This is a genomic window from Baekduia sp., from assembly GCF_035318805.1.
Lineage (GTDB): Bacteria > Actinomycetota > Thermoleophilia > Solirubrobacterales > Solirubrobacteraceae > Baekduia.
On the sequence record NZ_DATHDY010000043.1, the window covers coordinates 1 to 20348 of the forward strand.

15 protein-coding genes, 1 tRNA gene and 1 pseudogene are annotated in these 20348 nt (G+C 70.8%); 11 read left to right on the top strand and 6 right to left on the bottom strand.

The genetic code is table 11. The features are described 5' to 3' along the window. Nucleotides 1-675 (bottom strand): annotated as a pseudogene (locus tag VK501_RS10285) (mucin-5B); the annotation flags it as partial. 199 nt (nucleotides 676-874) lie between these two features. Here VK501_RS10285 and VK501_RS10290 point away from each other — a divergent pair. From VK501_RS10290 to VK501_RS10320, 7 genes are read left to right on the top strand one after another with little or no spacing between them, the layout of a single operon-like run. Further along, nucleotides 875-1666, top strand: coding sequence for an IclR family transcriptional regulator (locus VK501_RS10290; protein ID WP_324337284.1), 792 nt, complete (start codon nucleotides 875-877; stop codon nucleotides 1664-1666). Beyond that, on the top strand, nucleotides 1663-3060 hold the full coding sequence (locus VK501_RS10295) for an aldehyde dehydrogenase family protein (RefSeq protein ID WP_324337285.1): 1398 nt from the start codon (nucleotides 1663-1665) through the stop codon (nucleotides 3058-3060). Before VK501_RS10290 ends, VK501_RS10295 begins: the two co-directional genes overlap by 4 nt. After that, entirely contained in the window at nucleotides 3060-4541 is a 1482-nt protein-coding gene (locus VK501_RS10300) for a sugar ABC transporter ATP-binding protein (protein WP_324337286.1), read from the top strand. Before VK501_RS10295 ends, VK501_RS10300 begins: the two co-directional genes overlap by 1 nt. Next, complete coding sequence (locus VK501_RS10305) at nucleotides 4538-5512, top strand: ABC transporter permease (RefSeq protein ID WP_324337288.1); 975 nt, start codon at nucleotides 4538-4540, stop codon at nucleotides 5510-5512. The genes VK501_RS10300 and VK501_RS10305 overlap by 4 nt, the downstream gene beginning before the upstream one ends. A gap of 29 nt (nucleotides 5513-5541) precedes the next feature. Beyond that, entirely contained in the window at nucleotides 5542-6528 is a 987-nt protein-coding gene (locus VK501_RS10310; RefSeq protein WP_324337289.1) for a substrate-binding domain-containing protein, read from the top strand. A gap of 22 nt (nucleotides 6529-6550) precedes the next feature. Beyond that, entirely contained in the window at nucleotides 6551-7552 is a 1002-nt protein-coding gene (locus VK501_RS10315) for a sugar kinase (RefSeq protein WP_324337292.1), read from the top strand. A gap of 49 nt (nucleotides 7553-7601) precedes the next feature. After that, nucleotides 7602-8240: a bifunctional 4-hydroxy-2-oxoglutarate aldolase/2-dehydro-3-deoxy-phosphogluconate aldolase gene (locus tag VK501_RS10320; protein WP_324337294.1), complete on the top strand. Its 639-nt coding sequence runs from the start codon at nucleotides 7602-7604 to the stop codon at nucleotides 8238-8240. Between the two features lie 178 nt (nucleotides 8241-8418). On the opposite strand, the gene VK501_RS10325 is transcribed toward VK501_RS10320, so the two are convergent. Beyond that, complete coding sequence (locus tag VK501_RS10325; protein WP_324337296.1) at nucleotides 8419-9057, bottom strand: TetR/AcrR family transcriptional regulator; 639 nt, start codon at nucleotides 9055-9057, stop codon at nucleotides 8419-8421. A 79-nt stretch (nucleotides 9058-9136) separates the two neighbouring features. Here VK501_RS10325 and VK501_RS10330 point away from each other — a divergent pair, with 79 nt between their 5' ends. The 3 genes from VK501_RS10330 (at nucleotide 9137) to VK501_RS10340 (ending at nucleotide 15422) form a co-directional block, all read left to right on the top strand. After that, nucleotides 9137-9556: a hypothetical protein gene (locus VK501_RS10330; protein ID WP_324337298.1), complete on the top strand. Its 420-nt coding sequence runs from the start codon at nucleotides 9137-9139 to the stop codon at nucleotides 9554-9556. A gap of 14 nt (nucleotides 9557-9570) precedes the next feature. Then, nucleotides 9571-10257, top strand: coding sequence for an organomercurial lyase (merB, locus tag VK501_RS10335; protein ID WP_324337300.1), 687 nt, complete (start codon nucleotides 9571-9573; stop codon nucleotides 10255-10257). 644 nt (nucleotides 10258-10901) lie between these two features. Next, a complete protein-coding gene (locus VK501_RS10340) occupies nucleotides 10902-15422 on the top strand; it encodes a protein NO VEIN domain-containing protein (RefSeq protein ID WP_324337302.1) in 4521 nt (1506 codons plus the stop codon). 493 nt (nucleotides 15423-15915) lie between these two features. Here the strand turns inward: VK501_RS10340 and VK501_RS10345 are convergent, their stop codons facing one another. From VK501_RS10345 to VK501_RS10360, 4 genes are all read right to left on the bottom strand, one after another. Further along, nucleotides 15916-17358 carry a hypothetical protein gene (locus tag VK501_RS10345; protein ID WP_324337304.1) on the bottom strand — a complete coding sequence of 481 codons (1443 nt, stop codon included), beginning with the start codon at nucleotides 17356-17358 and terminating at the stop codon, nucleotides 15916-15918. 437 nt (nucleotides 17359-17795) lie between these two features. After that, nucleotides 17796-17868, bottom strand: a tRNA-Ala gene (locus VK501_RS10350). A gap of 43 nt (nucleotides 17869-17911) precedes the next feature. Then, the gene (locus VK501_RS10355) at nucleotides 17912-18706 is read right to left on the bottom strand and encodes a hypothetical protein (protein WP_324337306.1); all 795 of its coding nucleotides are present in this window, start codon (nucleotides 18704-18706) and stop codon (nucleotides 17912-17914) included. Nucleotides 18707-18773: 67 nt separating this feature from the next. Further along, nucleotides 18774-19109 (bottom strand): hypothetical protein, encoded by a 336-nt coding sequence (locus VK501_RS10360; protein WP_324337307.1) that lies wholly within the window; start codon nucleotides 19107-19109, stop codon nucleotides 18774-18776. Between the two features lie 53 nt (nucleotides 19110-19162). Here VK501_RS10360 and VK501_RS10365 point away from each other — a divergent pair. Continuing rightward, on the top strand, nucleotides 19163-20348 hold a 1186-nt coding region (locus VK501_RS10365), incomplete at its 3' end, for a class I tRNA ligase family protein (protein WP_324337308.1).

The window sequence follows — 20348 nt, forward strand, 5'->3', positions numbered from 1 at the left end:
GCCTTCCGTGACGCTCTGGTAGTCGCACGGGTTGGTCGTGATCTGGCCGAGCCAGCCCGGCGTGTTGAGGCCCTCGGCATGCGGGAACTGCGACTTGCACTCGCCCGGCACCAGCTCGTAGCCGTTCGACTTGCCGTCGTAGTTGATCGACCCGTTGCGCTCACCGCCGAAGTCGAGCGTCTTGAGGTGGTACTCGAGCCGGTACTGCGCCGGAAGCGCCTTCGACGTGGTGATGAACGCGCCGTCGTAGGAGTCCGGCGAGTTGAGCTCGAGCACCTTCCCCTGCCCGTCCAGCTTGGTGGTCTGGATCGTCGGCGGCTTGTCGGGCGTGCCGTCCTTGCCCCAGTCGCGCGCCGACAGCGTGGCGGTCAGCCACCCGTCCTTGCCGATGGGCACGTTCTTGCGGAAGACGTCGTAGCTGTGCAGCGCAGCGAGATACTTGTCGGCACCGTAGTCGTTCTTCCACCAGTCACCGTTGTCGTCCATGATGTTGTCGGCCGGCCGCTCGTAGTTGTACTTCTCCCACGCGCTCTTATCGGTGTTCACGGTGCGGTTGAAGTTCTCCGAGTACTTCAGCACCCACCCCTGGTCCGTCTGTGCGATCGCGGGTCCGGCCAACGTGGCTGCAAGGGCGCTCCCCAGCAGCAGGCTGGCCAACTTCTGTCGGCGATTCACGACATCTCCTCCTGTTCGACATATCCGAATGACGATCGGATATTATGGACGAGCCGGAAGCTATCAGCGGTGTCAACACCCTCCGACTCGGCTTGACATCGATCCAACGGCCGGGCTATGTTCTGCCCCGTTCGATTTATACGATACCTATTCGGATAGATCGAACGCGGAGAGCAGCAACAAGGAGAGATACAGAGATATGACTGTCCCCACTTCTCGAAACGACACGTCGTCGAGCGTCGAGCGCGCCTTCGAGCTGCTCGACCGCATCGCGGCGGCCGGCCCCGACGGGCTCACGCTCGCCCAGCTCGCATCCGGCGTGCCGATCGCCAAGAGCACCACGCACCGCTACGTCACCACACTGCTGGAGCTCGGCGTGCTGCGCCGCAACGACGCCGGCCGCCTGCAGCTGGGCCTCAAGCTCGTCGAGCTCGCCGGCGCGCTGCTCGACGGCGACAACGTACGGAGCGCGGCCGAGCCGGTGCTGCACGACCTCGTGGCGCGCACGGGCGAGACCGTCCACCTCGGCGTGCCCGCCGACGGCTGCGTCGTCTACGTCGCCAAGGTCGAGAGCCCTCAGTCGGTGCGGCTCGTCTCGCACATCGGCGCGCGCGTGGAGCTGTACTGCAGCGCCATGGGCAAGGCCCTCATGGCGCGGTTCGACGAGCACGCGCTGCGGGCAGCCCTCGCGCGTCCGCGCGAGTTGCGCACGATGCACACGATCACTTCGACGGACGCGCTGCTCGCCGAGCTCGACAAGGTGCGCGAGGCGGGCGTCGCGATCGACGACGAGGAGAACGAGCTCGGCGTCCGCTGCATCGGCGCCGCGATCGTCGGCAGGGGCTCGGAGCCGATCGCCGCGATCAGCGTGTCGGCGCCTGCGGCCCGGATGCCACCGGAACGCTGCGCGGAGATCACCCCCGTGGTGATTGCCGCCGCCAACGAGATCGCCCGGCGGCTCGGGCGTCCCAACCTCAACCAGACGAGGTGACCACGGTGCCAACGGCGCTCGAATCGATCGAGGTACGCAACCCTGCCACCGGCGACCTGCTCGGCGAGGTGCCGGCTGCCACCCCGGAGCAGATCCATGCGACGATCGCGGCCGCCCGTGACCTGCGCGAGGTACCCGCGCACGAGCGCGCGGCGCTGCTCGCGCGGATCGCCGACGGGATCGAGGCCCGGAGCGAGGAGCTCGCGCGCCTGGTGGCCGCCGAGAACGGCAAGCCGATCCAGCAGACGCGCGGCGAGGTCGCCGCCGCGATCCGCATCTTCCGCGGCTTCGGCGAGGAGGCCAAGCGCCTGTTCGGCCGCCAGATCCCGCTCGACGCGGTGCCCGGGCTGGAGCGCAACCTCGCGATCACCGTGCGCGAGCCGCTTGGCGTGGTCGCGGCGATCGTCCCGTTCAACTACCCCGTCGAGCTGTACGCGCACAAGGCCGCCGCCGCGCTGGCGGGCGGCAACGCGGTGATCGTCAAGCCGCCGGAGAAGTGCCCGCTGGCGCTGCTGGAGATCGCCGGCATCGTCGAGGCGGCGGGCGCGCCCGCGGGCGCGCACCAGATCCTGGCCGGCGGCCCGGACGTCGCCCAGGCGCTCGCGGCCGCCGACGGCATCCAGCTCATCAGCCTCACCGGCAGCACCGCCGCGGGCCGCGCGGTCGCCGAGCTGGCGGCGCGCTCGCTCAAGAAGGTGCACCTCGAGCTCGGGGGCAACGACGCGATGGTCGTGTGCGCCGACGCCGACGTCGCCAAGGCCGCCGAGGCGATCGTGCTCGGCCGCCTCGCGCGCGGCAACGGTCAGATCTGCTGCGCGGTCAAGCGCGTCTACGCCGAGGATGCGATCTACGACGAGCTGGCCGCGAAGCTGATCGAGCGGGCAGGCGAGCTGGTCGTCGGAGACCCGCTCGAGGAGGCGACCGACGTCGGCCCGCTGATCAACGAGGCCGCCGCGCAGGCCGTCGAGGTCGCGCTCGAAGCGGCCGTCGACCAGGGCGCGACGCTGATCGGCGGCGCGCGCGACGGCGCGTACATGCATCCCGCCATCTTGCTCGACGTGCCGGCCGACGCGCCCGCGATCGCTCAGGAGATCTTCGGGCCCGTCGCCCCGCTCGTGCGCGTGTCCAGCGCCGAGGAGGGCGTCGAGCTCGCCAACGCCTCCCCTTACGGACTGCACACCGCGGTCTTCACGCGCGACGTCAACCGGGCGTTCGCGCTCGCGCGCAAGGCGCAGGCGGGCGGCGTGATCATCAACGGCTCGACCGCGCTGCGCTCGGAGAACCTGCCGTTCGGCGGCGTGAAGCTTACGGGCGGGACCCGCGAGGGGCTGCACGACACGCTGCTCGACATGACCGAGGAGAAGACGATCGTGGTGATGGACGCGTGGGGCTGATGCTCGCGTTGGAGGCGGTCCGCAAGGCCTACGGACGCGTCGAGGTGCTGCACGGCATCGACCTCGAGGCGCGCGCGGGCGAGGTCGTGGCGATCGCCGGCGCCAACGGCGCCGGCAAGTCGACGCTGCTCAAGATCCTGTCGGGCGCGGTCAGACGCGACGCCGGCGAGATCCGGATCGGCGGCGAGCCGGCCGAGCTTGCCAGCCCGCGCGAGGCGCAGGAGCGCGGCATCCGCACCGTGCACCAGGAGCTCAGCCTCGTGCCGCAGCTGAGCGTGACCGAGAACATCCTGCTCGGGGACCTTCCGCGCACGCGCGGCCTGGTCGACTGGCGCGCCGCGCACGCCCGCGCCGGCGCCCTGCTCGCCCGCGTCGGCTTCGACGGCATCGACCCTCGCGCGACCGTCGGGCGGCTGCCCGTCGCACGGCGTCAGATGATCGAGATCGCCAAGGCGCTCGCCTCCGAGCCGCGGATCCTCATCCTCGACGAGCCGTCGGCGGTGCTCGCCGGCGAGGACCTCGACCGCCTGTTCGACCTCATCCGGTCGCTGCGGGCCGATGGCGTGTTGGTGCTCTACGTCTCACATCGCTTGGACGAGGTCATGGAGATCGCCGACCGGGTGACGGTCATCAAGGACGGCCGGATCGTCACCACCAGCGTGCCGGCCGACACGAGCCCGGACGAGATCGTGCGCCAGATGGCCGGCCGCCGGCTCGCTCAGGTCTTCCCGCCGCGCCGGCCGCAGCCCGGGCGCGAGCTGCTCGCCGTGGAGGGCCTGACGCGCGAGGGCGCCTTCGCGGACGTGACGCTCGACGTCAAGGCCGGCGAGGTCGTCGGCATGTTCGGCCTGGTCGGCAGCGGGCGCACGGAGGTCGCCGAATGCCTGTTCGGCGCCGCGCGCGCGACGGCCGGTGAGATCCGCGTCGACGGCAAGCCGGTCGACCTGCGCACGCCGAAGCAGGCGATCGCCGCCGGGCTCGCGCTCGTGACCGAGGACCGCAAGGACACCGGGCTCGTGCTCGACATGTGCGTGCGCGACAACGCCGGGCTGGCCACGATGGCCAAGGTCCGCCGCTGGGGACTGCTGGACCGCAAGCGCCAGAGCGCGATGGTCGACGAGGTCGTCGACGAGCTCGACATCCGCCCGCGCGGGCTCGATCGCCCGGTGCGCCACCTGAGCGGCGGCAATCAGCAGAAGGTCGTGCTGACCAAGTGGCTGCTGTCCAGGCCGCGCGTGTTGATCCTCGACGAGCCGACGCGCGGCGTCGACGTCGCCACGCGCGTGGACCTCTATCGGATGATCGACGGGCTCACGCGCACGGGGCTGGGCGTGCTGCTGATCTCATCAGACCTGACCGAGGTCCTCGGCGCCAGCGATCGCGTGCTGGTGATGCACGAGGGCCGGTTGGTCGCCAACCTGCCGAGCGCCGACACCGACGAGGAGCGCTTGCTCGCCCATTCGATCGGCGTCGCGGCATGAACGCCGTCGCGTCTCCATCGGCGATCAAGGCCCGGTTGCCGGAGCTGCGCGCCAACCGCGGCCTCGTGATCAACGGCAGCTTCGTCCTGGCGTTCGTGGTGCTGGTGATCGTTGCGGCGTTCACCAGCGATGCGTTCCTCACCGAGAGCAACGTCACCAACCTTCTGCGCCAGATGGTCACCACCGGCCTGCTGGCCCTGGGCATGCTCGTGGTGATCCTGACGGGCGGCATCGACTTGTCGGTCGGCTCGATCGTCGCGCTCACCGGCATCATGGCCGCCGGGCTGTCGGCGCACATGTCCGTCGCGGCCGCCATGACGCTCGCGGTCATCGTCGGCGTGGCCTGCGGCTCGGCCAACGGCATTCTCGTCGCCCGCTTCCGGCTCGCGCCGTTCGTGGTGACGCTGGGTGCGCTGACCACGATCCGCGGACTCTCGTTCGTCTACTCGGAAACGCCGATCACGCCGCTGAAGCCCGGATTCCTCGCGATCGGCACGAACACCGTCGGGCCGATCCCGGTGGCCGCGATCGTGATGGTCGTGGCGTTTGCGATCGTGCAGGTGTTCCTCACCCGCACGTCGGCCGGGCGTGCGCTGATCGCGATCGGCGGCAACCGCGAGGCGGTGCGCCTCGCGGGCATCGGCGTCTCCCGCCACCTGCTGCTCGCCTACGCGATCAGCGGCTTCTGCGCCGGCCTGGCCGGGGTCATCCTGGCCTCGCGCGTCGGCATCGCACAGCCCAGCGTCGCGGTCGGCTTCGAGCTGAACGCGATCGCCGCCTGCGTGATCGGGGGCGCGAGCCTGGCCGGCGGACGTGGCAGCGTCGTCGGCACGCTCGGCGGCGTCGTGCTGCTCGCACTGATCGACAACCTGCTGACGCTCTACGACGTCCAGAGCTACTGGCAGCAGGTGCTCAAGGGTCTGATCATCGTGTTCGTCGTCCTGGCCCGGCGTCAGGAGGAGGAACGGTGACGTCTCGCACAACAGGAGGAGGGTTTGAGATGTACAAGCTGACGGCCGTGATCGCGGCCGCCGCGATGAGCCTGGCCATGCTGGCCTGCGGCTCGGACGACAAGGGCTCTGGGGGCGCTGACGCCGCGGCGTCCAGCGGTTCCAAGACCTACACCATCGGCGTCGCCAACTTCACCCTTGGCGCCGCCTACTTCATCGGCATGTCGAAGGCCGTGCAGGAGGAGGCGAGCACCGTCGGCAACGTCAAGGTGCGGGTGACCGATGCCGGCGGCGACGCCGCCAAGTTGACGACCGACGTTCAGAACCTGATCAGTCAGAAGGTCGACGGCATCGTGATCTCGGGCGGTCCGCTGGAGGCGGCGCCTGCCGTGCTCAACGCCGCCAAGCAGGCGAACATCCCCGTCGTGATGGTCGACCGCAAGCTCAAGGGCGGCGACTACGCAAGCTGGATCGGGCCGGACAACGAGGCGATCGGCAAGCAGGACGGCGAGTACATCGCCAACCGGCTCAACGGCAAGGGCACGGTGGCGCTCATCCGTGGCGGCCCGGCGGACAACACGATCGGCCTCGGCCGCACCAACGGGGTCCTCGGCGTGCTCAAGTCGTCACCCGGGATCAAGACGATCACCGCGCCGGACTTTGCCGAGTGGGGCACCGACGGCGGCGTGAAGGTGGCGGAGAACCTGCTGACCAAGTACGGCGACCTCAACGCGATCTTCTGTGAGAACGACTCGATGTGCCTCGGTGCGCAGAAGGCGGTCAAGGACGCCGGCCGTGCCGACAGGATCTTCTTCGCGGCGGTCGACGGCCAGAAGGAGGCGCTCAAGCAGATCCTCGACGGCACCAACTACGGCGTCACGGGGCTCAACAACTCCGACAAGATCGGCCGCATGGGGTTCCACCGGATCGTCGACATCCTCGGCGGCAAGCAGGTCCAGAAGGACACCGTGGTCCCGTCCCCGCAGATCACACACGACAACGCCAAGCAGTACTACGACCCCAACAGCCTGTTCTAGGCAAGCGCGGAATAGGCGGAACATGACAACGATCCGGGACGGGAAGTCCCAGGACGGCACCCAGCTCCCCGATTCCGGGGGCGCGGGTGCCGCCGTGGTCGGGGCAATTGGCGAAGGACTGCTGGAGGTGAGCCTCGACCCGACGCTCGCCGAGGCCAGTCTCGGCCGCGGCTTCGGGGGCGACGCCGCCAACGTGGCCGTGATGGCCGCGAAGGCGGGTGCTCGCGCGCGGTTGTTGACGCGCGTGGGCGATGACACCGCGGGGCGCATGCTGCTCGAGTTCTGGCGCGGCGCGGGCGTCGACCTGTCGGCGGTGGAGGTCGACCCGGACGCGGCGACCGGGCTGTACGTGAACGAGCGTGATGAGCTTGGCGCGCATCGCTTCAGCTATCACCGCATGGGCTCGGCGGCGAGCCTCCTTGCGCGTCGGCACGCCGCGGGACCATTCCTCCGCGGGCTCGACGTCCTGCACGTGACGGGCATCACGCTCTCGATCTCGGCGTCGGCGTCGGAGGCGGCGGAGCTGTTGGCCGAGCGGGCGCGGCACGTCGGCGTGCCTGTGTCGTTCTCGGTCAACTATCGCGCGGCGTTGAACCCGGACCGTGAGCAGCTCGCGACGTTCGCGCGCGCGTCCGACCTCGTGTTCCTTTCGGTCGAGGACGCGCACGCGCTGTTCGGCGCCGAGCACGTCGAGGACGTCGCCGCGGCGCTCGGGATGCCGGCGATGGAGATCGTGATGACGCACGGCGCGGGGCCGGCGACGTTGTTGTCCGGGCGCGAGCTGCACACGCTCGCGCCGCCGCGGGTCGAGGCGATCGACGCCGCGGGCGCCGGAGACGCGCTGGCGGGCGCGTACCTGGCGGCCCGCTTCTCAGGCGCCGAGCCCCGGCGAGCGCTCGCCCACGGCGTCGTTGCGGGGGCGCTCTCGTGCCGCGGGACCGGGTGTGCGCGAAGCTACCCGAGCGCGACCGAGGTCACCACCGCGCTGCTCTCCCTGGGCGAGGTCGAGACGGTGCTCACGTGATCGCGATCGCCTCCGGCGGTCGTCTGGCCGCTTCCACGGCGGACTCCCCATGAGCCTGGACGCGATCGCGGAGTCCGGCCTGGTCGCGGTCATCCGTGCTCCTTCGGCGGACGCCGCCGTGGCCGCCGCGGAGGCGGTGGCGCAAGCCGGCGTCCGGGCGCTGGAGATCACGTTTACGACTCCGGGTGCGGCGGCCGCGATCGCGCGGCTGGCCGATCGCGGCCTGCTCGTCGGCGCCGGCACCGTGGTCGAGCCGCGCCAGGCGCAGGAGGCGCACGCCTCAGGCGCGCGCTTCCTCGTCTCGCCCGGCGTCGACGACGATGTGCTCGGCGCGATGCGCGCGACCGGGCTCCCGACGCTTGCCGGCGTCTTCACGGCCAGCGAGGTGATGCGCGCGCGCAGGCTGGGCGCGAGCGCGGTGAAGCTGTTCCCCGCCGGCCACGGCGGCGTCGGGCTGCTGCGGGCGCTCCGCGAGCCGTTCCCGGACCTGCGGGTGGTCCCGACCGGCGGCGTGACGCCGGAGAACCTCGGCGACTGGCTCGCCGCGGGCGCGCTGGCGGTTGGCGCCGGCGGAGCGATGTGCCCGCAAGACGCGATCCGCGAGGGGCGCTTCGAGGAACTGCGCGAGCGCGCCGCCGGCTTCGTTCGTGCGTTGGAGACCGCGCGGGCAGATAGTCTAGTGTCGTGAGTCGTTAGTTCGTTGTAGAAGTCAGGTGGGTGCAGTACCGAGGTGCCGCTGATCACGGCCGTCGATGTACTCCGACCGCGGGCGCTGCCCAGGTTCCTGATATGGCTCCACCGCGATCTCCAGCTGCCGCACACGTGGCCGTAGGCCAGCGTAGCTGTGGCGCCCTCGCGCCGGCCGCTCAGGCCCGCAGGCCGCGGTCGACCACGTCGGTTGCCAGGGCGATCAGCGCGGTCAGCTCGCGTGCGTCGCGGCGGAGTGCGTCGGGACGCCAGGCCAGGCTGATGATCCCGTTCCAGCTCGCCCAGAGCACCGTTGCTGTGCGTGCTGCGTCCAGCGGGCGGATGCTGCCGTCGGTCATGCCCCGCTCCAGCGCGGCGACCATGCGCGCGTTCTGGTCGTCGATGCGCCGTGCGAGCCGCCGGGCGGCCTCCATCGCGGCGGAGACGTCGGTGACGGGGGTCGGGAAGGCCAGCATCCGGAAGAAGTCGGGGTGATCGAGCGCGAAGCGCAGGTACTGCTCGGCAGCGGTCCGGAGCTGCTCGATGGGCGAGCGGCCGGGGACGTAGGCGCGATCCATGTATTCGCGGTCGACGTCCAGCGCCCGGTCCACGACCGCGGCGTAGAGGCCGGCCTTGGATCCGAAGTTGTTGTAGATCGAGCCGATGGAGACCTGTGCGCGTGCCGCGATCTCCTCGACGGTCGCACCTTGGAGCCCCTCGGTCGCGAAGACGTCGTCGGCGGCGCGCAGCAGCTGCTCGCTCGTCCGCACCCGGCGCGGGTCGAGCGGCCGGCTCCCGGACGTTGGCGGCACGCTCACTCCTGCAAGCGTTGCAGGAACTCGTGTCTCGCGCTAGGTTCGCGTTCTTGCAAGGGTTCCAAGAACCGGGAGGACGGCGATGTCGGCGGGACCACAGGAGGAGCGCGGGGTCGGGGGAAGGGCGAGCGCGATGCGCGGTCTCGCGGGGTTCCGGATCGTCCTGGGCGCGTTCGCCTGGTGCGCGCCGCGCGCCATGAACCGGGTGTTCGGCGTGTCACGTGGCGGCGACTCGCCGGAGTTGGTGTACATGAACCGGGTGTTCGGCGTCCGGGCCATCTCGCTCGGCACCGGGTACCTGCTCTCGCGCGGGGAACCGCGGCGCCTCTGGCACCGGCTCTGGCTGCTTTGCGACGCGGCCGACACGACGATGGGCGCCGCGATGGTCGCCCGCCGACGGCTCCCGCCCGTGATGGCGGCCCAGGCGCTGGCCATCACCGGCGTCGCGACGGCGATCGACGTCGCCGCACTGTGCGCCCGTTCCCCCGAGGGGGTCGCGTGACCGGCGAGGACGCCGTGGCTCCACCCGCGTGGACCCCGGACCTCGCCGCCGCGCGCCGTGTCGTCTTTCAGGAGCTCGCGGTCACGGGCGCGGTGCCGTCGCCGCGGCGCGTGGCCCAGCGCCTCGGCATCGACGACGGCGCGGCACTCGGGCGGCTGCGCGCGCTGCACGACCTGCACCAGCTCGTGCTCGAGCCCGAGGGCGATGCGATCCGCATGGCCCATCCGTTCTCGGCCGCGCCGATGGGCTTCGTGCTGCGCGCCGCCGACGACCGCATGTGGTGGGGCGGCTGTGCGTGGGATTCCTTCGGGATCGTGGCGGCCCTCGGGGAGGATCTGGAGATCACGACGCGGTGCCCTGGCTGCGGCGTGACGCTCTCGCTGACTTCCGGCCCGTCGGTGCGGCCGCCCGAGCTGGTCATCCGCATCCCGCGGCCGGCGGCGCACTGGTGGGACGACGTCATCGCGACCTGCGGCGACCTGCGTCTCTACTGCAACGAGGAGCACGTCCACGACGACGTGCGCCGGCGCGACGTGCCGCTGGGCGCCGTGGTCGAGGCCTGGCGCATGTGGCGCCTGGCCTTGACCTGGTACGGCGACCGGCTCGACCCCGACTACAAGCCGACCGGTGCCGCCGATCGACAGCGGCTGCTGGTCGAGCACGGCTTCGACGACCCGTTCTGGGTCCTCCCCCGCAGCTGAGCCCCAGCGTCAGGCCGGGCCGCTCGAACGCGTCGCGCTCGAGCCTGATCAACGGAGCGCCGCCAGGAGCCATAGACCTCTCGGTCGTAGATGTCCCATGTCTGCGCCGACGCCGCGCCTGGGTAGATGTAACGAATGCAGTCGAATCGCCCGTGATCCTCTGCGACCAAGAGGCATCTGGCGGGTTTCAGGCACTCGTGCCTGAACGCGCCACCCCAACCGCCGGTTCCAACCCGCCCCACAACGACGAAACCCCCGCGCTAGCAGGGGTTCCGTACCACATGGAGCTAGTCGGGCTCGAACCGACGACCTCCTGCATGCCATGTACGACGACTGCGCGTCCAGAAATAGCGATTTGCAGGGCTTTCCGAGGTGCTCGTCGGTGGTGCAAGGGCGACGGATTGCCTTGGAGTACAGGCGATTGTCGGAGCTCCGGGCACTCGCGGCGTTCCAGTGCCTGTGCGGCCCGATCTCGTCGTGGCCCACATCCTCATGCGGCCCGGCCACGCCGACCACGGGCTGCCGGTCGCTTGCCGATCAGGCTCTGATCGATTCGCTTCTTCTCACCGTTCGCCACCCTTGGTCGATACGGAGGACGCGGGCGATCAACGCCAATGTCGTGCATAGGCACGACAATGGTCCCCATGTCGCCGTTCACCCTTGAGGCCGACTTCATCGGCACGCTCGCGAAGGTCCTGACCGACCTGCAGGGATACGAGACGCTCGCCCACGAGCTGATCCAGAACGCCGACGACGCGGCGGGCGAGGGCGATCACCCCGGGGCGACGTCGATGCGCTTCGACGTGCGCGAAGACGCAGTCGTCGTGTCCAACGACGGTGTCTTCTCGTTCTGCGGCGCGGTGGCCAAGGACTGCAGGCGCGAGCCGCGGTGCGACGTCCACGCGTTCCTGCGGGTCGCGTCGGAGACCAAGCGCGGACGCGACGACACGACCGGTGCGTTCGGGATCGGGTTCACAGCGGTCTACCAGGTCACCGACCGGCCGGAGATCATCAGCGCGGGGCTGCACATCACGCTCTGCCCCGAAGCGGCGAACGCCGAGGACCGCGTGCGCACCTGCGACGGCTGCCCGACCTGCGAGCAGCAGTCGGGCACCGTCCTGCGCCTTCCGTGGGCGGAGGTGGGCAGCGACCTTCGGGTCAAGCTCGGACAGGAGGCGCGGCACGATCCCGACGGCATCGCCGACGCCCTTGCGGCGTCGTTGCGCGACGCCCTGCCCTTCCTCCGGCGCGTGCGGCGCATCGAGCTGCTGCGCGAAGGACGCCCGGTCTGCGCCTTCCGCTGCGAGCGCGACGACGATCGCGTGCGCCTGCACGGCCCCGGCGACGAGGTCCTCGAGCTGCAGCGCCTCGTCGGCGACTTCGACGAGGCGGCCGCCGTGCTGCGGGCGCTCCCCGACGCGCCCATCGAGCCCAAGCGGTCATCGAAGATCGAGGTCCTCGTCGGCGCGACGCTCACCGAGGGACGGCTGTACGCCGTGCTGCCCACCGAGGAGCGCCTGCCCGCGACGGTGCTCGTGTCGGCCGACTTCTTCCCGCACTCCAGCCGGCGCACGATCAACCTGGACGACGGCATCCGGGCCGGCTGGAACCGCGCTGCGCTCTGCGCGGTGGGGGACACGCTGAGCGAGCATCTCGGCGAGCTGCCCGCACGGATCGGCGTCGTACCGACCTGGCAACTCATCTCGGCGGTGCACCGCACCAGCGCCGCGGCCGTGGATCCGAGCCTCCAGTCGCTGTGGACGTCGATCGAGCCCGAGGTGCAGACGGCGCAGATCGCGCCCCGGGCCGACGGCACGCCGATGGCCCTTCCGGCGCTGCTCTTCCTTCCCTCGCCGGACGACGACGTGGCCAACGCCGTCCTGGCCGAGCTCGGCGTGGACGTGCTCGCTCCGGACGTCCGCGAGCTCGTGCGCCCGCTGCCCCGGAACGAGATCGGCATGGAGGAGCTCTCCGCCAGGACGTTGTCGAGGACGCTGACCGGCGCCCCGATCGCGCTGGACGCCGCCCAGCTGCAGACGCTGTGGGCGCTCATGAGCCGTCTGCTGGGCCGGACCGCGGCCGCGGCCGTGAACAACGCGGAGTCCCTCCTCGCCAACACGCCGACCGCACCGTGCGTGGACGGGAGCCTCCGGTGCTGGTCGGAGGTCTGGCGAGGCGAAGCCACGACGAAGGCGCTGCTGGCGTCCGATCTCTGCTTCTTGGACGACGGCACGCTCGGCGAGCACCGGCGCCTCGCCGATCTTGCGAGGGTCGTGGGGGTGGCTGACGCGCTCGATGCGCTGAGCGATGCTCAGGAGATCGCGCAGCCGCTCGAGGTCGTGCGATGGTTCCACGACCGGCGCGACGGGTGGCGCGAGCACGATGGGCTGACGGCGCGCCTACGGGCGCTGCCGATCTTCCCGACGCGCCGCGGGTCCGCGCGCCACTTCGTCGGGCTCTCCGAGCTCGTCATGACCGACAGCAAGGCCGGCGCGTTCGTCGACCAGGCGGAGATCGCGAAGGTCCTGGACACCACCGCGGGCGAGGACGTCCGCAAGCTGGCGGCGGTGCTGGAGATCCCCCGGTTGACGCTCCGGGAGTACGTCGAGGGCCAGCTCCCACCGGCGCTGGCGGAGGCGGGTGAGGGCGTGCCCGGGTGGCTCCACGCCCTCCTGCGCACGCTGGCCGAGCATCGCGAGGAGGTCGTCGGCGACCAGCGGATGGTGCAGACGCTCGCCGGGCTCTCCTTCGTTCCGTGCGGCGGGCGTTGTCTCCCGCCCTCGGAGGCGCTCTTCGCCGGCGAGGCCACCACCGTCGTGCTCGGGGCTTCGTGGCCGACGTACGACGGGCCCATGGTCGCCGCCGAGCTGCTCTTCGATCTCGGCGTCAGCGACCGGCCCCGACCGCACCACGTCCTCGAGCGCGTGCACGAGCTCACCGAACGGCCACCCGACGACGCCGCGGTCGCCGTCATCCACGAGATCCTGCGGCTCATCGCCGCCGAGCCGGTGCCGGCGGGGAGCACGCGGTCCGCGGCGATCCAGGCGCGCCTCACGAGCGACTACGCAGAGCTGTTCACGACCGAGTGGCTTCCGGCCACCGGCGACCGGGCGGGCTGGCACGCCCCGGAGGCGATCTACCGCCGCCAGCGCGCGTATCTCTTCGAGAGCCAGGCGATCTTCCTCGATGCGCCGCCGCGCATCCACAACGACGCCGCCGACGTCCTGGACGTCCTGGACGTCAGGATCGAGCCCTCGACCGCGTTGGTCGTCGCCCATCTGCGGCACTGCTCGTCCATCGGATCGGGGGCCCACCCCGACATCTACCGCAGGCTCGACACCGCCGTCGACGACCCGGCGATCGCCGAGCTGCGGGACTTCCCGAGCCTGCGGCGCAGGGACGGCTCCTGGATCCCCCCGCACGAGGCGTTCTGGGACGAGCACGGCCTCGGCCCGCTGGCCACCCGGCTGGACGCGCACGAGTGGAACACGTGGCGACCGCTGTTGGAGAAGATCGGCGTCAGGCCACATCCCGACCATCACGACGCGTTGCGCGTGCTCGCGACGATCCTGGACCATGACCTGGCGCCGGGCGACCGCCCACCGATCGTCGCGCACTGCTGGCAGCTGCTCGAGTTGTCGCTCGGCGCCGGAGACATCGAGGCGAAGGAGATCAACGCCGCGCTCGGCGACCGCCGCTGCGTGTTGGATGACGAGCAGGAGCTCCTGCGCCCACCCGAAGCCTTCGCCGACGACCGTCCCCAGCTCGCCGCGCGGCTCAGGCCGGAGCTCGGGCCCACGCTCATCACGCGACCGTCGGCGTCCTGGCAGGCCCTGCAGGCGGCCGGCGTCACGCCGGTGTCCGAGCAGCTCGTGGCTGCCCCGAGCGCCCAGTCGACGACGGCGCATCGTCCGCTCGAACGGCTGCTGCGCGAGCGTCGCCCGCAGGTGGCTCGTCTGCTGGAGAGCGCGCTTGGCAGCGCGGGCGTGGGCGACGGCTTGGCGCGGCTCGACCAGCTGGAGCTTCGCGCGGCGCCAGGGCTGTCGGTGACCTGGCGGTTCAGGCCGGATCCCCGCATCTCCTTCGAGGTCTCGGATGTCGGGGCCGTCTGGGCACGCGAGCAGAACATCGTCTACGTGGACGGTGAGCTCGGTGGGATGCGGTTCGTGGACATCGCGCGTGAGCTCGCGTTCGCCCTGGATGCGGATCCCTCGCACCTGGCGGTGCTGCGCGACGTGCTCGGCCTGGACACCGCCGAGGAGGCCGACGACTACCTCGACCGTCTCTCGATCCCGCGCCTGACGGCGTCGGTGCCGATGAGCGCCGCCGAGCCGTCGGGTCATGGCGCCGACGAGGAGGGTTCCGAGGACACCGCCCCCTTGGCGCAAGCGCCGGAAGAGGAGCCGGTGCCCGCGTCGCCGGATGAGGTTGACGAGGGCGAGCCGGGGGAGGGCGAGCCGGGGGAGGGCGAGCCGGCGGAGGGCGCGCCGGGCGGCGCCGGGCGACAGCCGGCCCGTCCGCGACCGGCCGGCTCGTCGGGCGGTTCGACGTCGTCGGGTGGGCAGACGTCGTCGGGTGGCCGCGGCGCCACGACCACCGGCGGGCCGCGCCCGCGTCCGTCGGACGTCCCGCCGTCGGAGTGGTGGCGCGTCATCGTCAGCGGTCGTGGCCGTGAGCCCGGCGACGACCCCGAGCGCCAGACGGTGCCCCAGGCGCGCCGGCTGGCGATCGGCCGGGCCGGGGTCGACGCCGTCCTCGCCCACGAACGCAGCAACGGCCGACACCCGCTCGAGATGCCGCACGACAACCCGGGCTACGACGTCGAGTCCTCCGACGACGACGGGACCATCGTCCGCTACATCGAGGTCAAGTCGCTCGTGGGGGAGTGGGGCCCCGGCGGGATGCCGAACATCTCGCCGCGGCAGTTCGCCTTCGCCCGGGACAACCGCGAGAAGGCCTGGCTCTACGTCGTCGAGCTCGCCGAGCAGGCGCCGCGGATCACCGCGATCAACGACCCCGTTGGGCAGGCGACGGCGTTCGTCTTCGATCCGGGCTGGCGGGAGCTCGGGGAGCCGCCACACGACGCGGACGCCTTGTCCGACGACATCGACCTCAACCCGTTCTTACAAACCCTTCCTGGACAGTCCGACGTTCACGACCAATAGCTCCGGTCCCGCGTGGCCGACCACAACCTCAGCAACTCGATCCCGGACCCGCGGTACGAGCCACCAGGCCAGCACTTCGACCTCAATGCAGAAGGGCCGCCGGCAGGGCCTTCCGGGCTGTCGCCCCAGCGAGTAGTTCATCCCGGTTCCGGTCGCGAGAAGGACCGCGAAGGAAGTGCGGCGACGCTCGCGCTCGACGTCGACACGAGCGGCGCGAGCAAGGAACACGCCCATCAACGATGTCCGCCGCGAGGTCGAGCGTGGCGGGCCAACGTGGGTCGCGACGTTGGCCTTTGAACGAGTACCGGGTTGACGCTGCGTGGTAGTCGAAGGGTCGCAGCGGCCATGGGATTCGGCCCGTCAAGAGTCCTGACGTCCCTGCACCTGACGATAAGGCTCACCAGTGCGCGATGCTCAGTGGCGGAGTCTTGTGCGACGGCGGGAACAGCGGCTCGGCCATCGCGAGCAAGGCTGCCGCAAGCCCCGTGGGTTATCAGGTTGTTCCGGGGGTGCCCGGAGGCTCCTCGGGGACGAGCGCCTCGAGCATCAGCCGGTCGAGGTCCTCGCCCTCGGCGACGTCGGGCCGACGCAGCATCGACGCGAGCACCAGTTGCGTGAGCGCGTTGGCCAACCCAAGCGCATTGGCCGCCGACTTGCCCTCTCCGGCAAACCGCTTGATCGGCTTGGCGACGTCCATCCCGTGCACAAGCGCGGACCGCCAATCGTACAGCCGCTTCACGAGCCGCTTGATGTTGGCGGGATCCGCGCCGTCGGAGCCGAGCAAGGCCGCGGCCCGCATCGCGATCTTGTGCGTCATCTCGGAGTGGGCGGCGTCGCCGAGCGCCGCCTCGAGTGCAATGCATAGGTCAAGGACGGCATCCTCCGCCTCATCACGGCGCTGGGCCTGGCCGAACCGGCGAGCCGCGAGGACCATCCGCGACCCGGCGGCCCCCAATGCCGCTCGAAGGTCCTTCGCCTCGCCAAGATGGCCGACGGTAAGCGTCCTGGGCTTAAGGTTCCATGCAAGGTCGTTGAACGCTGGCGGATAGCGCCGGACCGCCTTGGGGTCAATCACCGGGGGGAGGTCGGCATCGAAGCTCCAGGCCCAACCGAGCGGCCGCAGGTAGACCTGCGCGTAGCCGAGCGCCAGCCCGCTGGCGAGCTGAAGCACTTGGAAGGTCTGCTCGATCTCCTGGTTCGGCACTAAGCCAGGGACGACCAGGTGCGATGTGAGCGAACTGCTCGCGGGCATCGAGATCCCGCTGAACACGACGGCGTGGGACGCCGCGCTGATCACACGCGCGTCCGCTTCTGCGTCGGCGTAGAGCCGATCCGGGACGCGCGCCAGGTGCTCCCCGTCAGGGATGCGCTCGACCCGCACATCGTGATCGAGTTCGAACGGCTCGTCAGTCTCGCAAGCCGTCATCGCGAGCGGCACCACGACCTCGACGGGCAGGTCGTCATCAGCGAGCAGCCACCGTTCAAGGAGACTCCACTCCTCCTCGAAGGCTGCGTCGGCGTAGTCCTCGCCGTGGCGGATCATGAGGCGGTCCAGCAGATCGAGCGGCAGCAGAGCAACCGAGATAGCGTCGAACCGCTGACGGAACTCCTCGTTTCCGCTGTCACGGACGGGCAGCATTACCCGCGACCGCAGGCGCTCGTCCGCAACGATGTGGGCGTGCAGAGCCGGCAGGCACGCGAGTGCGGCGTACCGGATGTCGTAGTCGCCGGCGCCCGAGAGCTTGAACAGCCCGGCGTAGTCAGTCGGTCCGTCGCTGGAGTGCGAGACGTTCGGCAGGCCACCGTCGAACTGCTTCAACACCGGATACCGCCAGTGGCGCGAGATCAGCGTCCGCTCCTGCTTCAGCGCGAGCACTGCCTCGCGGCCCTCCTGGACCACGGCGTGGACCAGTTGGCGAAGCTTCGAGTCGGGCACGGCTACGAGGCTAGTAGTCGTCGATGGAGCGGTGAAGTCCGGGCCGGGCCAAGCCGTGGCAGCCCAGCGGGCGCTGATCGCCACCACTAGTCGGCCCCTACAACGGGGCATCAAGATGCTTCAGGCGCCAGCGCCTGAAACAGCGCGGGATTGGGCCTGTCCAACTGCTCGGTCCCGAACGACGAAATCCCTGCAGACGCGCGGGCTTCGTGACGATGGAGCTAGGGACTCGAACCCCGACCTCCTGGCTACGATCCAAGTGCGCGGCGCGGCGCGGCGGCGACGCCGGAAGACGACCGGTCGGCAGCGATCGGCGGCCAACGAGTGACATCTGGCCGGTTTCAGGCACTAGTGCCTGAAACCCGTCCGCGATCCGGGGCACCGCAGTCGACCTCCGGAACGACGAAGGGCCCGCGTTTGCGGGCCCTTCGTAGGAGTGGAGCTAGTCGGGCTCGAACCGACGACCTCCTGCATGCCATGCAGGCGCTCTCCCAGCTGAGCTATAGCCCCAGGTCGACAAGCAGCTTAACACTCCCGGCCGGCGAGGGCCGGCTCAACGGCGGCCGGGTACGAACTCCGGGACGTCGAAGTCGCCGTCGGGACCGCGGCGGGGTGGGGTGGATCGGGGTGCTGCCGGGCTCGCTCCGCGCGACGCCGTGGGCGCGGGATCGGCTGGGCCGGCCGGTGCGGCCTGGTCGAGGTCGGCGGTCAGCCGGGCGTGGGCGAGCTTGACGTCGTTGAGCAGCCGCTCGGCGTTGCGGTTCAGGGAGTTGCTCAGCTCCTGGAGATGGCCCGACAGCGTCGTGCCGTCGTGCAGGACGTCGCGCGCGGCTGCGTGGGCCTCGGCGATGATCTCGCGCGCGTCGGCCTTCGCGTCGCGGCGGACGTCCTCGGCGTAGGTGTCGGCGTCGGCGCGGATGCGGACGGCCTCCTCCTGCGCCTCCTGCACGGCGGTGACCTTGCGGCGCTCGGCCTCCTCGCGCGCCTGCGCGGCGCGCTCGTGGATGTGGCGCACGCCCTCCTTGGCCTCGGCCTCGACGGCGGCGGCCTGCCGGCGCGCAGCGTCGACGATCTCGCTCGCCTCGGCCTCGGCGGCCTCGACGCGGAGGTCTGCGGCGCGATCGGCCTCGGCGATGCGGGCGCGGGCCTTCTCCTCGGTCTTGTGGCGCAGGTCCTCGGCGGCGCGCTCGGCGGCCTCGACGATCGCGGCGACCTTGGCCGACGCGACGGAGATCTCGCTCATCGGGCGCGCCCCGAAGGACGCGGTCAGCTCGTCGAGCCCGCCGGGGTCCGACACGGGGGTCTCGCGATCCTCACCGTGGAGGGATGCATCAGGACGGTCCTCCATGGCGCCATGGTAGGTCGCCCCGACCGCTGGACCGCAAGAACGCGACCACCTCGTGGTGCCTTGGGAACTACGAGACCTCCACCCGCAGCCGGGGCTCGGAGACGTCCTCGGGCCACACGTCGTAGCCCTCGGCGTCGCGCAGGTTGCGCAGCACCTCGTCGAGGGTGTGCCCGAGCTCCTCCTCGGCGACCTCGCGCGCGGGCCGGCCGGGCTCGCGCCAGACCAAGGAGTGGATGAACTCGTGGTCGTGCTGCTCACCGACGGCGACGCGCACCTCGAACCACAGCGGCTCCCAGCCGCGGTCGGCGAGTCGTGCGGAGCCGGGGTTGCGCTCCAGCCCCTCGGTGACCTCGGCGGCGGTCGGGTCGCGCAGCAGCGCATCGACGGTGACGGGTTCGCCCACGGCCGGATCCTACGGCGCGGGGAATCGCAGGCCGCCGCTGTAGCCTGCGGGGCGTGGCCGAACATCGCTATGACCCGAAGGAGATCGAGCCTCGCTGGCAGCAGGTTTGGGCCGACGAGCACACGTGGGAGGTGTCCAACGACGAGCCGCTGGACGCCGACGACACGTCCTACGTCCTCGAGATGCTGCCCTACCCCAGCGGCGAGCCGCACATCGGGCACCTCAAGGTCTACTCGGTGGGCGACGCCGTGGCGCACTTCCACCGTCGCACGGGTCGCCGCGTGCTCCATCCGATGGGGTACGACGCCTTCGGCCTGCCCGCCGAGAACCACGCGATCCGCACCGGCCAGCATCCGCGCGAGTCCACCGAGGAGGCGATCCGCTCCTTTCAGCGGCAGTTCCGCGAGTGGGGCATCTCCATCGACTGGTCGCGCGAGCTGTCGACCCACACGCCCGAGTACTACCGCTGGACACAGTGGATCTTCCTGCAGCTCTTCGAGCACGGGCTGGCCTATCGCAAGGACGCCGCGGTCAAGTGGTGTCCGGTCGACGCGACCGTGCTCGCCAACGAGCAGGTCATCGACGGGCGCTGCGAGCGCTGCGGCCACGAGGTCGAGGTCCGCCAGCTCGAGCAGTGGTTCTTCCGGATCACCGACTACGCCGATCAACTGGTGGAAGAGCTCGACGCGATCGCGTGGCCCGAGCACGTCAAGACCATGCAGCGCAACTGGATCGGGCGCTCCGAAGGCGCCGAGGTCACGTTCCGCTGCGAGGAGCTGGGGATCGACTACCCCGTCTTCACGACGCGTCCCGACACGCTCTTCGGCGCGACGTTCTTCGTCATGGCGCCCGAGCACCCCGACATCGAGCGGCTGATCGAAGGGACGGGTCGCGAGCAGGAGGTGCGCGACTACGTCAATCACGCGGCCAACGAGTCGCTGGAGGACCGCGGCGACGCCGACAAGCCCAAGACGGGGATCTTCCTGGGCCGTCACGTGATCAATCCCGTCAACGGCGAGGTGCTGCCGATGTACGTCGCCGACTACGTGCTGATGGAGTACGGCACGGGCGCGATCATGGGCGTCCCGGCCCACGACCCCCGCGACTACGCGTTCGCCGAGACCCATGGCGTGTCGATCAAGCGCGTCATCGCCGATCCCGAGGGCAGCGACGAGCTGCCCTACGCCGGGGACGGCCCGCTGATCGACTCCAACCCTGACTTCGACGGGATGGACAACC

Excerpts from the sequence above, each read along its gene's own strand:
- VK501_RS10290 (WP_324337284.1), top strand. The coding sequence starts at position 875 with ATGACTGTCCCCACTTCTCGAAACGACACGTCGTCGAGCGTCGAGCGC.
- VK501_RS10300 (WP_324337286.1), top strand. The coding sequence starts at position 3,060 with ATGCTCGCGTTGGAGGCGGTCCGCAAGGCCTACGGACGCGTCGAGGTG.
- VK501_RS10305 (WP_324337288.1), top strand. The coding sequence starts at position 4,538 with ATGAACGCCGTCGCGTCTCCATCGGCGATCAAGGCCCGGTTGCCGGAG.
- VK501_RS10310 (WP_324337289.1), top strand. The coding sequence starts at position 5,542 with ATGTACAAGCTGACGGCCGTGATCGCGGCCGCCGCGATGAGCCTGGCC.
- VK501_RS10315 (WP_324337292.1), top strand. The coding sequence starts at position 6,551 with ATGACAACGATCCGGGACGGGAAGTCCCAGGACGGCACCCAGCTCCCC.
- VK501_RS10320 (WP_324337294.1), top strand. The coding sequence starts at position 7,602 with ATGAGCCTGGACGCGATCGCGGAGTCCGGCCTGGTCGCGGTCATCCGT.
- VK501_RS10330 (WP_324337298.1), top strand. The coding sequence starts at position 9,137 with ATGTCGGCGGGACCACAGGAGGAGCGCGGGGTCGGGGGAAGGGCGAGC.
- VK501_RS10340 (WP_324337302.1), top strand. The coding sequence starts at position 10,902 with ATGTCGCCGTTCACCCTTGAGGCCGACTTCATCGGCACGCTCGCGAAG.
- VK501_RS10355 (WP_324337306.1), bottom strand. The coding sequence starts at position 18,706 with ATGGAGGACCGTCCTGATGCATCCCTCCACGGTGAGGATCGCGAGACC.